We start from the raw sequence: 14,388 nt of genomic DNA on the forward strand, positions 1-14,388 counted from the left end.
ACCGGGGACTACCCTGCGTCCCAGTCCTGCACTCGGCAAGGCGAAAGGGGCGCAGGTGCCGCATGAGACGGAGCGGGCCGCGAGCCCCCCGCCGGGGGCCGCGCGCGGCCCCCAGGCCGCCCCGCTGACCGCCGGCACGGTGCGCGCCTGGTGCGCCCTGGCGCTCGACGCCCTCGGGCGCGACCGCGAACGCATCGACGCGATCAACGTCTTCCCCGTCGCCGACGGGGACACCGGCACGAACCTCTTCCTGACCCTGGAGTCCGCCTCCGGCGCCGTAGAGGCAGTCTTCGACGGGCACGAACCGGGCCGCCCGACGCTGGCGCAGGCTTCAAGCGCCATGGCCCACGGCGCCCTCCTCGGCGCCCGCGGCAACTCGGGCACCATCCTCGCGCAGTTGCTGCGCGGCATGGCCCAGGTCTTCGCCGAGGAGCAGCCGCTCCCCACGCCCGCTCCGCCCGCAGACCACGCGGCGCAACGGGGCGGCACGCGCGCGTCATCGGCCGACCGCGGACACGGAGCGGACGGCCGCAGGCTCGCCCTGGCCCTGCGGCGGGCCGCGGAGGCGGCCTACGCGGCCGTCGCGCACCCCGTCGAGGGCACCGTCCTCACCGTGGCCGTCGGCGCCGCCGACGCGGCGGCGCGCTGCGACGCCCCTTACGCCGCGGCGGTGGCCCGCGACGCCCACGACGGCGCCGCCACCGCCCTCGCGGCCACCCCGGGCCAGCTCGCGGAGCTTTCCAGGGCCGGTGTGGTCGACGCGGGCGGGCGCGGCCTGGTCGCGGTCCTCGCGGCCCTCGTCGAGGCCCTGACGGGCGCGAGGCCGCCCCAGGGGCCCGCGGCGGCCGTCGCGGAGTCCGTCGCCGCCGCGGAAGCGTCGAACGCGCGCGTGCCTGTCGACGCCGAGGGCTGTACGGAGGTCTCCGGCGGCCCCGCCTTCGAGGTGATCTACCTCCTGGAGGCGGACGACGCCCCGGTGCGGCGGCTCCGCGGCAGGCTGGACGAACTGGGCGACTCCCTGGTGATCGTCGGCGGCGACGGCCTGTGGCATGTCCACGTCCACACCGACGACGCGGGCGCCGCCGTCGAGGCGGGCATCGAGGCGGGCCGCCCGCACCGCATCCGCATCACCCACTTCGGACCGCCCCAGGACGTCGCCCAGGGCTTCCCGGCGGCGGGTGAGCGGGCGCAGCGCGCCGTCATCGCGGTCGTGCCGGGGGAGGGGCTGGCGGAGCTGTGCGCCGGGGCCGGTGCGACCACCGTGCTGGGACGCCCAGGAGAGCTGCCCGCGGGCGCCGAACTCGTCGAGGCCATCAGGCGCGCGGGCGCGCGCGACGTGGTGCTGCTGCCCAACGCCGACGAACTGCGGCAATCCGCCGCAGCCGCGGTGACGCAGGCGCGCGCCGAGGGACGGCGCGTGGCGCTCATCCCGACCCGCTCCCCGGTCCAGGGCATCGCGGCACTCGCCGTGCACGAACCCGGGCGGCGCTTCGACGAGGACGTCGTCGCCATGACCGCCGCGGCCGGTTCCACCAGGCACGCGGAACTGACCGTCGCCGAGCGCCAGTCCTGGACCACCGTGGGCGTCTGCCAGGCGGGCGACGTCCTCGGCCACATCGACGGCGACGTCGCCGTCATCGGCGCCGACGCCGCCGACACCGCCGTCACGGTGCTCGACCGCATGCTGTCCGCGGGCGGCGAGATGGTGACCCTGGTCGTCTCCGACGACCTCCCCGACGCCGTCACTCGCCAACTGGAGGACCACGTACGGGAGACACACCTCGCCGTCGACACCGTGGTCTACCGGGGAGGGTGCCAGGCGGCGCTGATCCTCATCGGCGTGGAGTGAACCTGTCGCGCCGTCGGCGTCGAGTACCCCCGTTTCGGCGCGACGTGTACCCGGAATGGGCACCACGCGCGCGAGACGCAGCACACGGAGCGGCGCCGGGGCACTCCGCGCGCGAGGCGCAGCCCTACGGGGCAATGCCGGGGCACTACGCGGCACTACGCGCGCGAGGCGCGACGTACGTAGCGGCAGCGGGGCGCTAGCCGCGTGAGGCGCCCCAGCACTGCCCGCCCCGCGCGAGGCGACCCGCGCCGAGTCGCCTCGGCAGCCGCCCCCGGCCGCTCACGCGCCCTCCAGCGCCTCCCCGCCCTCGGCGGCAGCGTCCTCGGACGTCGCAAGCGACAGCAGGCGCCGTGCCGTCTCGCGGCGCTGCTGGACGACCGGGTCGTCCTCCGGGGCCGGGGCGTCCTCGTCCGCCGCCCCGTCGGCGCCCGTGGGCTCGTACGCCGCCAGGACCCACCTCGCCCGGGCCCGTGCCGCCTCCGGGCGGCCGAGGTCAAGCTCCAGGTCGCCGGCGGTGAGTTCGGCGTCGGTGCGGTAGTGCAGCGCGTCCTCGCCCGCCTCGGTGTAGGCGGCGATCGCGAGGCCGAGGTGCGCGAGGGCGTCCTCGAAGGCCCGGGTGGCCGCCGGGTCGTCGGGCCCCGGCAGCCCGGCGCTGAACCGCGCGATCAGACGCCCGAACTGCTCATGGGTGTTCCCCAGCTCGGTCAGTGTCTCGGTGCGCCGGTCGCCCTCCTGGTCGGGGACCGCGGCCAGCGCCTCGTCGCAGACAGCCACCGCCGCCGCCATGAGCGCCTTGCCGCCGTCCTCGCCCTTGTCCGCGGCGGCCGGTGCGGCCGTCCCGTCGTCGTCGGGCTCCACGCGTGCCACCAGCCACGCCCTGGCCCGCAGCGTCCTGACGTAGCCCGCCGTCTCGCCGAGCGACTGCCACAGCTCGCCCGCGCGCTCGAAGGCACGCGCCGCCTGCTCCGGCTCGCCCGCGCGCTCAAGCGCCGACGCGCTGAGATGCGCGAGCTGGGCGTGATCCTGCTGCACGGGCCACTCCTCGGCCAGCTCGACGGCGCGCAGCCACTGCTCCGCCGCCGCCCGGTGCTCCCCGAGCCGCGTCAGGCAGTCACCGAGCCACCACCTGGCCTGCACCACGGGGCTGTCCCCGTGCTCGTCGACCGTCAGGTCGCGCAGCGCGGACTCCAGCACCTCGGCGGCCTCCTCGGCCCGCCCCTGGCGCAGCAGCAGCCCGCCGAGCCGGTAGCGCGCCCAGCAGCCGAACCCGGCCGCGTCGCCCGCCTCGTCGGCCCAGTGCGCCGCCTCCAGGGCGTGCCGCGACGCCTCCTCGAAGCCGCCCCGGGACCCGACGACCTCGGCGAGCTGGAGGTGCATGTGCGCCTGCGCCGCCGGGGTGACGTACCCGGTGCCGTGCTCCAGCGCGCCGCGCGCGGCGCGCTCCGCGGTCTCCACGTCGCCGAGGCGGCGCGCCAGCCCCGCGACGCGGTCCTCGTACTCGGCCGCGAACCACGGCGCCCCCGCCGTCACGACCAGCTCCGCCGCGGCGTCGTACTCCGCGATCGCCGCCGCCGCGTCGCCACGGCGCAGGGCGACGCCTGCCAGCGCAGCGTGGCCCTCCGCCGCGCGCACCGCCAGGCGCCGTACGGAGCCGTGCGGACCGGCGAAGCTGAGCAGTTCACGCGCGGCGTCCTCGACGGCCGTACACGCAGCGCGCAGCGCCCCCGCGGCGCCCTCAGCGCCGGGACCGTCGTCGTCCGGCGTCGCGTCCAGCCGCTCCATCTGAATCCGCATACGGCTCGCGAGCGCGGCGGCGGGCGGCCTGGGCCCCGTCTCCCCCCGCCCGTGGAGGGCGAGTACGGCCCGCAGCGGCTCCCCGACGCGTTCCAGGGCGGCGTCGACGTCCCCCGCCAGGGCGCACGCGAGCGCGGCACGCGCGCGTGCCGCCAGCGCCTCCGCGACGTCGCCCGCCTCCTCGTACAGCGCCGCGGCCCGTTCGAACTGCCCGACAGCATCCTGTGGCGCGGTCCCCGGAGCCATGCCCGCGTAGTCGGCGAGCGTGGCGCGGTCGGCGGGCGTCAGCGCCTCACGGGCCGCCTCGTCGTCCCGCAGCGCGTCCCGTACCGCGGTCCACGCCGTGATGGTGCCCGGCCGCACCTCCTCGTCCAGCCGTCGCGCCTCGGAGAGCAGCGCCGCGACGTCGCGCGGCGCCACGTCGCCCGACGGCGCGGCGGCCTCCACGGCGGCGGGCTGCGGCGCCACGGGCCGCACCGTGCGCACACCGAGCGGCAGCCGGTCGCGCAGCGGCGCGGCGTCCATACGCCGCCGCAGCTCCGTGCTGACACGCGTGGTGCCGTTGCGCTCGTCGAAGCGCTGTGCCAGCGACAGCGCCGTCTCACGCGCGTGTACGGCCAGCTCCGCGGCGGTCCACTCACGCCCCGCGGGCCCGGGCACCCGCTGCCCGCCGAGGCCGAGTGCGGTCAGCCGGTCCATCAGCAGCGACGTCACCCCGAGATGGTTCATCAGGCCCCGCGGGTTCCCGGTGTCCGTGAAGTACGCCGGGCGCTCCGCGAGGAGTTCCAGGGCACGCGCCTCGTTGCCCGTCAGCGTGCAGAACTCCACGTGCTCGGCGAACGCGCCCCGCATGCTCTCCATCGCCCGCACCAGGCGCAGCCCGCGCAGATGGTGCGCACGCGCCTCGTCGACGCGGCCGAGGCGCACCAGCGGCAGCAGGGACGACGCCAGGACCGCGTGCGGCTCGTGGGCGCAAGTGTGCTCCCCGCGCAGCACCGGGGCCCACAGGTCGAGCGCCCGCTCGTCCTCGCCGCGCTCGACCTGCCAACTGCCCTGCTCGTTCAGCTCGCAGGCGTGGCAGTCCGCCATGCTGTCACGGTCCGCGGCAAGCCAGGCGGCGTACGCGCGCTCCGCACGCGGCACGTCGCCGACGTGCCGCGCCACGCTGAACTCGCTGGAGCGCACCGCCCGCTCCGAGTGCCCCGCGAGCCGGTAACGGCGCTCCATCTCGCCCAGCCACTTCTCTATCGCCGAGAGGGCGATGTGCGGCTGGCCCAGCATGCCCGACGACATCCACTTGAAGACCCAGTGGAGGGTGTGCGCCTCCTGCTCGTCGAAGTCCTCGGGGCGCTCGTCCCACATGCGCAGCAGCCGCGCGAAGGGGACGAACATCCTGTCCTTCTCGGAGCTGAAGTTGTACATCTGCACCTGGTGGCCGAGCGCCTCGATCACCGCGAGCGGTATCCCCAGCCGCTCCGCCTCCCCGACCAACTCCTCCGCGCGCGCGTTACGCGCGGGACCCTCCGGCTGCGACGCGTTGTCCGCGATCGCCTGCCGCAGGAGCTGGAAACCCCGCTGCCCCCCGACGTCGCCCGGCGCACCGTCCGCGCCGTACTCCATGCCGCTCACCGTCCGTCTCCCCCCTGTTCCCGCCGGTCTCCCGCGCCGCGGTGCTCCGCGTGCGTCGCCCACTCCAACAGCCCCATGAACGCGCGATTGAGCAGCGCCGAGTCGGTCGGCCGCAGCGGCCGCTGCGCCATCAGCAGCGCCTGCCCGTACAGCGACTCCACCGCCGTGCCCACCAGCGCGGGGTCGGGCAGCGAACCTATGCGCCGTACCAGCGGATTGAGATGGTTCAGCACCAGCTTGGCGCGCGGCGCGGAGCCGCGCAGCGACCCCAGGATGCCCGCCCACAGGTCGTCGGAGCCGGCTTCCGCCTCGGCACGCGCGCGCTCGTGCCGCGCCGCCCGGTCGTCGAGGTGCAGCGCGGGCACCGACAGCGGATGGAAGGCCCGCAGCGCCACGTCGCAGCCCAGCGGGTCGAGCGCAGCCCGCGCCGCCGCGAGGAACCCCCCGAGCGCCAGCTCCTCCGCCGCGTCGACGGCGTCCAGGTGCGCCGTCACGGTGTCCGAGTCCAGCTCCTCCACCACGGTGCCGGGACGCACCCCCGGCAGCGCCTCCACCAAGTCGCAGTCGTAGGTGTAGCCGCCGTTGACCACGCCGACGCCCTGCGCCGACGCGATCGGCGCGACCTGCCGGAACTCCTCCACGCTGCGCGTGAAGTGCACCACCGGGTGCCGCTGCGCGAACTCCTCAAGCGACACCTGCCCGTCCGTCGTCTCGAACGGCAGCCACGGCAGCATCGTGCGCAGCATCTCCCGGTCGTGCCTCGCCAGGGACTTCACACCCAGGTGGTGCACGGCGAGGAACGCCGCCAGCCGCTCGGGGTCGCCCGCGGCGAGCCCCGTCAGCCACGCCCTGATGCGCTCGCCCAGCGCCTCACGCACCGCGGCCAGCGTCTCGTCCTCGTACAGCGACTCGCGCGACGCCGTCGGCCGCAGGCTGTCCGTGTCGAGGACGCAGCGCACGAAGAACGCCCAGTCGGGCAGCAGTTGCCCGGCCTGCTCGGTGAGGAGCATGCCGCGCAGATGCACCCGGTGACGGGCCCGCTGCGCGGGGCTGACCGCTGTCGGTAGCACGTACGCCACGCCCCGTACCCCGGCGAGCGGCACGTCCAGGTCGATGGAGTCCAGCGGCGAGAACCCGAACAGCTCCCGGCAGTGCCCCGCGAGCGCCACCCGGCGGCCCGCCGGGCTCGGGTACGCGCGGTCCCACGGCGCCGGCAGCTCGGTGACGGCCACCCCGTCGACCCGGATGTCGTACGGCAGCAGCGCCCCGACGTCGCGCGCGAGCGACAGCACACGCGTGCCGTCGAGCCACTCCTCGCAGCCGCGTCGCGCCGTCAGCCGCACCGTGGTGCCCGGCTCGGCGCGCGCGTCGTCGGGCAGCGTCCGCACCGTGTACGAGCCGTCGCCCGCCGCCGTCCACTCCACCGGGGGCGCCCACGGCGTACGCGCGCTGCGGCTGACGACCTGAATGCGGTCGGCCACCACGAAGCACGCGAGCAGCCCGATCCCGAACTGCCCGAGGAAGCCCGAGCGCGCGGACTCGATCCCCTCGCCCCGCTTGGAGCTGCGGCCGATCGTCGCCAGCAGTTGGTGCACGTCCGCCTCGGTCAGCCCGACGCCGGAGTCCTCGATCCGCAGCGCACCGTCGCCGCAGAACAGCTCCACGCGCGCGGGCGCGCCGGAGTCCTCGGTGCGGCGCGCCGTGATGGCGTCGACGGCGTTCTGCAACAGCTCCCGCAGATAGACCCGCGGGCTCGAATAGAGATGGTGCGACAGCAGGTCCACCAGGCCGCGCAGATCGACCTGGAAGGTGTGGGACGTCGCGGGCTCGCGCGGCACGGCGGCCCCGTCGGCGTACGGAGCTTGCCCGTGACGCGGTGGTTCGGACGGCTGGGGTGTCTCTGGTGTCTGAGAAGTCATCGTCGCTGCGCCGGTGGGGGGACGGGCGACGGCGCGGGTCGGGCGGCGCCCCGCGAAGGGCGGCCGCGAAGGTCGGCTGGCGCGCCATCCTAGGGGCGCCTGCCGCGCACATGCCAGGGCGTTTCGCACCCCCGGCAGCCCTGACCTGCGCGGCGGCGCGGGAAAACGCGGGGGCTCACCAGCATTGTCGGTGCGGTGGTGTGCAATGGAGGCGTGCCAGCGCTCCAGGAACCCCTCCAGAAGGTGATCGGCCCCACCACCGCGAAGGTGATGGCCGAGCACCTCGGCCTGCACACCGTCGGCGACCTCCTGCACCACTACCCGCGGCGCTACGCCGAGCGCGGCGAGCTGACCCGCCTCGCCGACCTGCCGCTCGACGAGCACGTCACGGTCGTCGCCCAGGTCGAGACGGCACGCGTGCTCACCTTTGGCTCCGGCAGCGGCCGCCGCCTCGAAGTCGTCATCACCGACGGCAGCGGCCGCCTCCAGCTCGTCTTCTTCGGCCGCGGCGTGCACAAGCCCCACAAGGACCTCCTGCCCGGCACGCGCGCGATGTTCGCCGGCAAGGTGTCCGTCTTCAACCACAAGTTGCAGCTCGCCCACCCCGCTTACCAGCTCCTGCGCGGGGACGACGCCGTCGAGGATGTCGACTCCTGGGCGGGCGCGCTCATCCCGATCTACCCCGCCACCGCCAAGCTGGAGTCCTGGAAGGTCGCCAAGGCCGTCGACGCCGTCCTGCCCGCCGCGGACGAGGCCGTCGATCCGCTGCCCGAGACCCTCCGCGCGGGCCGCGGCCTGCTGGCGCTGCCCGAGGCCCTCAGGAAGATCCACCGGCCCGCCACCAAGGCCGACATCGAGGGCGCGCGCGCCCGCCTCAAGTGGGACGAGGCGTTCGTCCTCCAGGTCGCCCTGGCCCGCCGCCGCCTCGCCGACAGCCAGTTGACCGCCGTGCCCCGCAAGCCCGCGCCCGACGGGCTGCTGGCCGCCTTCGACGCCCGGCTGCCGTTCACCCTCACGGACGGCCAGCAGCGCGTCTGCCGCGACGTCTTCGACGACCTCGCCACCGACCATCCCATGCACCGCCTCCTCCAGGGCGAGGTCGGCTCGGGCAAGACCCTCGTCGCGCTGCGCGCCATGCTCGCCGTCGTCGACGCCGGGGGCCAGGCCGCCCTCCTCGCGCCCACCGAGGTGCTGGCGCAGCAGCACCACCGCTCCATCACCGAGATGATGGGCGACCTCGCCCAGGGCGGCATGCTCGGCGGCGCGGAGCACGCGACCAAGGTCGTGCTGCTCACCGGCTCCATGGGCGCCGCCGCGCGCCGCCAGGCGATGCTCGACGCCGCCACCGCGGAGGCGGGCCTCGTCATCGGCACCCACGCCCTCATCGAGGACAAGGTCCGCTTCCACGACCTCGGGCTCGTCGTCGTCGACGAACAGCACCGCTTCGGTGTCGAGCAGCGCGACGCCCTGCGCGGCAAGGGCAGCCGCCCCCCGCACCTGCTGGTGATGACGGCCACCCCCATCCCCCGCACCGTCGCCATGACCGTCTTCGGCGACCTGGAGACCTCGGTCCTCGACCAGCTCCCGGCGGGCCGCTCGCCCATCGCGAGCCATGTCGTGCCCGCGCAGGACAAGCCGCACTTCCTGGAGCGCGCGTGGGAGCGCGTACGCGAGGAGGTCGCGGGCGGCCACCAGGCGTACGTGGTCTGCCCCCGCATCGGCGACGAGGAGGACGAGCCCCCCGCTGGCAAGGCGCGTGCGCGCGCCAAGGGCAAGTCGGCCGCGCCGACCGAGGACGACGACGCGAAGCGGCCCCCGCTCGCCGTCCTCGACGTCGCCGCGGCGCTCTCCTCGGGCCCGCTGAGCGATCTGCGCGTGGAGGTCCTGCACGGCCGCATGCCGCCCGACGACAAGGACGCGGTGATGCGCCGCTTCGCCGCGGGCGAGACCGACGTACTCGTCGCCACGACCGTCATCGAGGTCGGCGTCAACGTCCCCAACGCCACCGCCATGGTCATCATGGACGCCGACCGCTTCGGCGTCTCCCAACTGCACCAGTTGCGCGGCAGGGTCGGCCGTGGCTCCGCACCCGGCCTGTGCCTGCTGGTCACCGACATGCCGGAGGCCAGCGCCGCACGCGCACGGCTCGGCGCCGTCGCCGCCACGCTCGACGGCTTCGAGCTGTCCCGTATCGACCTCGAACAGCGCCGCGAGGGCGACGTACTCGGCCAGGCCCAGTCGGGCGCCCGCTCCTCCCTGCGCGTCCTCGCCGTGATGGACGACGAGGAGATCATCGCCGAGGCCAGGGACGAGGCCACCGCCGTCGTCGCCGCCGACCCCGCCCTTGACGCCCTCCCCGGCCTGCGCACCGCCCTGGAGGCCCTCCTCGACGAGGACCGGGAGCAGTACCTCGACAAGGGCTGAGCACACGCGTGGGTCCACGCCGACCGCCGCACGGCTCCGGAGCGCGTGACCCGCGCGCGAGCACCGGCTTCGGGAAGCACCCCCACGGTGCACGGCGTTCGCCCCGCACGCGCGCGTGCGGGGCGCTCAGCACCCCCGCGGCCACCTACCCTCGACGAGAAGCCGACCGTGCGCTGCGCCTATCGTGGAACCGACAGGAGCGTGCTTCCGCGTCCCGTCCGCGGCGCTCCGCGCACCGTCCGCGGCCACGGAGCCGGGCACACACCAGCCCACGGCCCGAAGGACCCGACCCCCGATGACCCGAGTGATCGCCGGTACGGCCGGCGGACGCCGCCTCGCCGTCCCACCGGGCCACGCCACCCGCCCCACGTCCGACCGGGCCCGCGAGGGCCTGTTCTCCACCTGGCAGGCCCTCCTCGGCACCATGGACGGCGTCCGCGTCGCGGACCTCTACGCGGGCTCAGGCGCCGTCGGCCTCGAAGCGCTCTCCCGGGGCGCCGCCCACGCCCTCCTCGTCGAGGCCGACGCCCGCGCGGTGCGCACCGTACGCGCCAACGCCGCCGCGCTCGGCCTGCCCGGAGCCGACGTACGCGCGGGAAAGGCCCGCCAGGTCGTCGCCGCGGGCCCGCCCGCGCAGCCGTACGACATCGTCTTCCTCGACCCGCCCTACGCCGTCACCGACGACGATCTTCGCGAGATCCTGCTCACACTCCGCACGGATCACTGGCTCGCGGGGGACGCCCTCGTCACCGTTGAGCGCAGTACCAGGGGCGGAGAATTCCGGTGGCCCGACGGCTTCGAGGCCGTCAGGTCCCGCCGCTACGGCGAAGCGACGATTTGGTACGGTCGCGCCGCCTCACCCAGGGACACCGCAGCATGACCGGACCGGAGAGCGAGGAACCACAAGTGCGTCGCGCCGTCTGTCCGGGGTCCTTCGACCCCGTTACCAACGGACACCTCGACATCATCGCCAGAGCCTCGAAGCTGTACGACGAGGTGTACGTCGCGGTGATGATCAACAAGTCGAAACAGGGCCTCTTCACCGTCGAGGAGCGGATCGACCTGATCCGCCAGGTCACCACCGAGTTCGGCAACGTACACGTCGAGGCGTTCCACGGCCTCCTCGTCGACTTCTGCAAGGAACGCGACATCCCCGCCATCGTCAAGGGACTGCGCGCCGTCAGCGACTTCGACTACGAACTCCAGATGGCCCAGATGAACAACGGCCTCTCCGGAGTCGAAACCCTCTTCGTCCCCACGAACCCCACCTACAGCTTCCTCTCCTCGTCCCTGGTCAAGGAAGTCGCCAACTGGGGCGGCGACGTCTCCCACCTGCTGCCCCCCGCCGTCCACGACGCCCTCACCCGCCGCCTCGCGGAACGCTGACGGCGGCACCGGTCCGCCGGGCCGCCTCACCCGGTGTCGTGAGGGCCCCCGCGCCCCGTACAGTCATCCCCGTACGCCGCCCCGGGCCGCCGCTCCGGGGTGTGGCACCCGACGGACCGAGCCGCGGCCGCCACGCGACACACGCGCCCACGCGCGGGCGCGTGCAGACCTGGCGGACATGACCGCGACACAAGGCGACACCAGGCACCTTCGAAGCACAGAGAGTGGCGAGCACACACGGTGGACGTGCAGAAGAAGCTCGACGAGATCGTCGCTGCGGTCGGCAGCGCCCGGTCCATGCCCATGTCGGCCTCGTGCGTGATGAACCGCGCCGAACTGCTGGCCATGCTCGAAGAGGTACGCGAGGCCCTGCCCGGCTCCCTCGCCCAGGCGGAGGAGCTGATCGGCGACCGCGCACAGGTCGTCGCGGAGGCCCGCCACGAGGCGGACCGCATCATCGAGTCCGCGCGCGCGGAACGCGGCTCCCTCGTCTCCGGCACCGAGGTCGCCCGCCAGTCCCAGGCCGAGAGCGACCGCATCCTGAACGAGGCGCGCCGCGAGGCCGAGGAGGTGCGCGCCGAGGCCGACGACTACGTCGACTCCAAGCTCGCCAACTTCGAGGTCGTCCTCACCAAGACCCTCGGCTCCGTCGGCCGCGGCCGCGAGAAGCTCCTCGGCACCGGCGACGGCATCGGCGCCGACGGCTACGAGGACCCCGACTATGCCGACGCCCCCGAGCGCAGCCAGGACCCCGAGACGCTGCGCCAGCGCGCCGACGCCTACGTCGACGTCAAGCTCGGCGCCTTCGAGGCCGTCCTCGCCAAGACCCTGGAGGCCGTCGGCCGCGGCCGGCAGAAGCTCCACGGCCGCGTCGCCAGCGACGAACTGGCCGCACTCGCCGACGGCGGCCCCTCCGGCGGCCACACCACCGACGAGGAGTTCCTCGCCGACCTCGCCGAGACCTCCACCGCCCGCCCGCCCAGGCAGCCCCAGGAGGCCCCTGCCCCGTACGGCGCCGACGACGCGGAGCCGCAGCCCGCCTACGCCCCCCAGGACGCCGGTACGCCGCCCCCCTACGCCCCAGGCGCCCCCCAGCCCGCCTACGCCGCCGCCCAGGGCCCGCAGGACCCCTACGGCGCCCAGGACGGCGCACAGCAGCCCTACGGCGCCCAGGACCCCTACGCGGCGTACCAGGCGGCCGCCTACGGCACGGACGGCGCCGGGTACGCGTACCAGGAGCAGGACCCGTACGGCTACCAGACCGGGCAGCAGCCGGCCTATGGCGGCCAGGACGCCTACGGCTACCCCCAGCAGCAGGACCCGTACGCGACGTACCCCCAGCAGCAGGGCTACGACGCCGCGGGCGAGCAGCAGTACGCGCGCGGCGACCAGCAGGGCGCCGGGGCCCTGGACGAGACCAGCCTCTTCGACACGAGCATGATCAGCAGGGAGCAGTTGCGCCAGTACGAACAGGGCCGCTGACCCGCGCGGATCTCCGGATTGGGCTGATCGCCCGCGTTCAAGTACCCTGTTCATTCGGCCGTGTCAGGCGATGCGCCATGCGCGCCTGCCGAGCCCGTCGGCGGGGCCGGACGGCCACGGGCAGCAGGACATGCCCGTCGGACCCGTACGTCACCCTCTCCCCACCGACCGCACCCACAGCCCACCGAGCGAAGAAAGCAGGACGAGCCCTGAACGCCCGCCTCGACCACCGTGACCCACTCGTGTTCGACACACACGAGCTGGGGCGGCGTCCCGGTGCCATGCAGCGGCTGTCCCGCACCGTCGACGCCCCCGCCAAGGACAGCCCCCGGGGCCCCCTCGGCATCAAGGACGTCATCGGAATCCCGCCCGGCGCCCCGGTCGTGCTCGACCTCAGGCTCGAGTCGGTCATGGAGGGCGTGCTCGTCACCGGCACCGCCCACGCCACCGCCGAGGGGGAGTGCGTAAGGTGTCTCGAGCCCATGGAGTTCGCGGTCGACGCGGACTTCCAGGAGATGTTCTCGTACCATGACGCCGACGACCGGGGCCGCGAGATCGTGGACGCCGTCGACGACGCCGAGGATGAGGACCGGCTCTTCGTCGAGGACGGCCTGATCGCCCTCGAACCCGTACTGCGCGACGCGGTGCTGCTCGCACTGCCGATGCAGCCGGTGTGCCGGGAGGACTGCCCAGGACTGTGCTCCGAATGCGGGGCACGGCTGGCGGACGACCCCGACCACCACCACGACGCCGTCGACATCCGTTGGGCGGCACTGAAGGGACTCGCCGAAACCATTCAGGACGGCGAGAACGACGAGAATGGCGGCGCCGCACCGGGCGCCGACGAGAAGCAGGAGAAGTAGCCGTGGCTGTTCCGAAGCGGAAGATGTCGCGCAGCAACACGCGCCACCGCCGGTCGCAGTGGAAGGCTGCGGTCCCCACCCTGGTCGCGTGCGAGCGCTGCCACGAGCCCAAGCAGCAGCACCGCGCGTGCCCCGCTTGCGGCACCTACAACAAGCGCCAGGTCCTAGAAGTCTGAGCGGCTGGTGAGAGGCACGATGACAGACGCCAAGAAGAAGGCGGCGGACCATACGGCCTCGTCCCACACGCTGCTGGAAGGGCGGCTCGGCTACCAGCTTGAGTCCGCCCTTCTGGTGCGTGCGCTGACCCACCGCTCCTACGCGTACGAGAACGGCGGCCTGCCCACCAACGAGCGCCTGGAGTTCCTCGGGGACTCCGTGCTCGGCCTCGTGGTCACGGACACGCTGTACCGCATCCACCCCGACCTGCCCGAAGGCCAGTTGGCCAAGCTGCGGGCCGCGGTGGTCAACTCGCGCGCACTTGCGGAGGTGGGCCGCGGGCTCGACCTCGGCGCCTTCATCCGGCTCGGCCGGGGCGAGGAAGGCACCGGCGGCCGGGACAAGGCATCGATCCTCGCCGACACCCTCGAAGCCGTGATCGGCGCGGTCTACCTGGACCAGGGCCTCGACGCGGCGGGCGAGCTTGTGCACCGGCTGTTCGACCCCCTCATCGAGAAGTCGTCCAACCTGGGCGCCGGCCTCGACTGGAAGACCAGCCTCCAGGAGCTGACCGCGACCGAAGGGCTCGGCGTCCCCGAGTACCTGGTCACGGAGACCGGACCCGACCACGAGAAGACCTTCACTGCTGCCGCCCGCGTCGGAGGCGTCTCGTACGGCACCGGCACCGGCCGCAGCAAGAAGGAAGCGGAGCAGCAGGCCGCCGAGTCCGCGTGGCGCGGCATCCGCGCCGCCGCCGACCAGCGCGCCGCCCAGGCGGCGTCTGCCGACGGACAGGGCCCCGCCGCCCCGCTCAGCCCGCCCCCGGACCCCACCGCCGCATAGCCGGACCGCCGTCAGCCCCCGCCGCCCGACACGGCACGCGGGG

General features: G+C 74.5%; 10 protein-coding genes. 8 read left to right on the forward strand and 2 right to left on the reverse strand.

Annotated elements, in window-relative coordinates; translation table 11 throughout:
- Window positions 1–124 precede the first annotated feature (124 nt).
- Window positions 125–1,849 (forward strand): DAK2 domain-containing protein, encoded by a 1,725-nt coding sequence (locus tag ACIBIW_RS30410; RefSeq protein WP_399340859.1) that lies wholly within the window; start codon window positions 125–127, stop codon window positions 1,847–1,849.
- Between the two features lie 279 nt (window positions 1,850–2,128).
- Here the strand turns inward: ACIBIW_RS30410 and ACIBIW_RS30415 are convergent, their stop codons facing one another.
- Window positions 2,129–5,263: a tetratricopeptide repeat protein gene (locus ACIBIW_RS30415; RefSeq protein WP_399340861.1), complete on the reverse strand. Its 3,135-nt coding sequence runs from the start codon at window positions 5,261–5,263 to the stop codon at window positions 2,129–2,131.
- A 5-nt stretch (window positions 5,264–5,268) separates the two neighbouring features.
- Window positions 5,269–7,191: an HSP90 family protein gene (locus tag ACIBIW_RS30420; RefSeq protein WP_399340654.1), complete on the reverse strand. Its 1,923-nt coding sequence runs from the start codon at window positions 7,189–7,191 to the stop codon at window positions 5,269–5,271.
- 270 nt (window positions 7,192–7,461) lie between these two features.
- Here ACIBIW_RS30420 and recG point away from each other — a divergent pair, with 270 nt between their 5' ends.
- The 7 genes from recG to rnc all read left to right on the forward strand — a co-directional run bounded on the left by recG (window position 7,462) and on the right by rnc (window position 14,345).
- Window positions 7,462–9,615, forward strand: a complete 2,154-nt coding sequence (recG, locus tag ACIBIW_RS30425) for an ATP-dependent DNA helicase RecG (RefSeq protein ID WP_399340863.1) — start codon at window positions 7,462–7,464, stop codon at window positions 9,613–9,615.
- Between the two features lie 295 nt (window positions 9,616–9,910).
- Complete coding sequence (rsmD, locus tag ACIBIW_RS30430) at window positions 9,911–10,495, forward strand: 16S rRNA (guanine(966)-N(2))-methyltransferase RsmD (protein ID WP_399340656.1); 585 nt, start codon at window positions 9,911–9,913, stop codon at window positions 10,493–10,495.
- 26 nt (window positions 10,496–10,521) lie between these two features.
- A complete protein-coding gene (coaD, locus tag ACIBIW_RS30435) occupies window positions 10,522–11,001 on the forward strand; it encodes a pantetheine-phosphate adenylyltransferase (protein WP_399340866.1) in 480 nt (159 codons plus the stop codon).
- Window positions 11,002–11,241: 240 nt separating this feature from the next.
- Window positions 11,242–12,483, forward strand: coding sequence for a cell division initiation protein (locus tag ACIBIW_RS30440; RefSeq protein WP_399340658.1), 1,242 nt, complete (start codon window positions 11,242–11,244; stop codon window positions 12,481–12,483).
- Window positions 12,484–12,692: 209 nt separating this feature from the next.
- Window positions 12,693–13,346: a YceD family protein gene (locus tag ACIBIW_RS30445; RefSeq protein WP_399340868.1), complete on the forward strand. Its 654-nt coding sequence runs from the start codon at window positions 12,693–12,695 to the stop codon at window positions 13,344–13,346.
- A gap of 2 nt (window positions 13,347–13,348) precedes the next feature.
- Entirely contained in the window at window positions 13,349–13,522 is a 174-nt protein-coding gene (gene rpmF, locus ACIBIW_RS30450; protein ID WP_399340659.1) for a 50S ribosomal protein L32, read from the forward strand.
- A gap of 19 nt (window positions 13,523–13,541) precedes the next feature.
- Window positions 13,542–14,345: a ribonuclease III gene (gene rnc / locus ACIBIW_RS30455; RefSeq protein WP_399340661.1), complete on the forward strand. Its 804-nt coding sequence runs from the start codon at window positions 13,542–13,544 to the stop codon at window positions 14,343–14,345.
- The last annotated feature ends 43 nt before the right edge of the window (window positions 14,346–14,388 follow it).

This window comes from Streptomyces sp. NPDC050560 (assembly GCF_044457285.1).
Classification (GTDB): domain Bacteria; phylum Actinomycetota; class Actinomycetes; order Streptomycetales; family Streptomycetaceae; genus Streptomyces.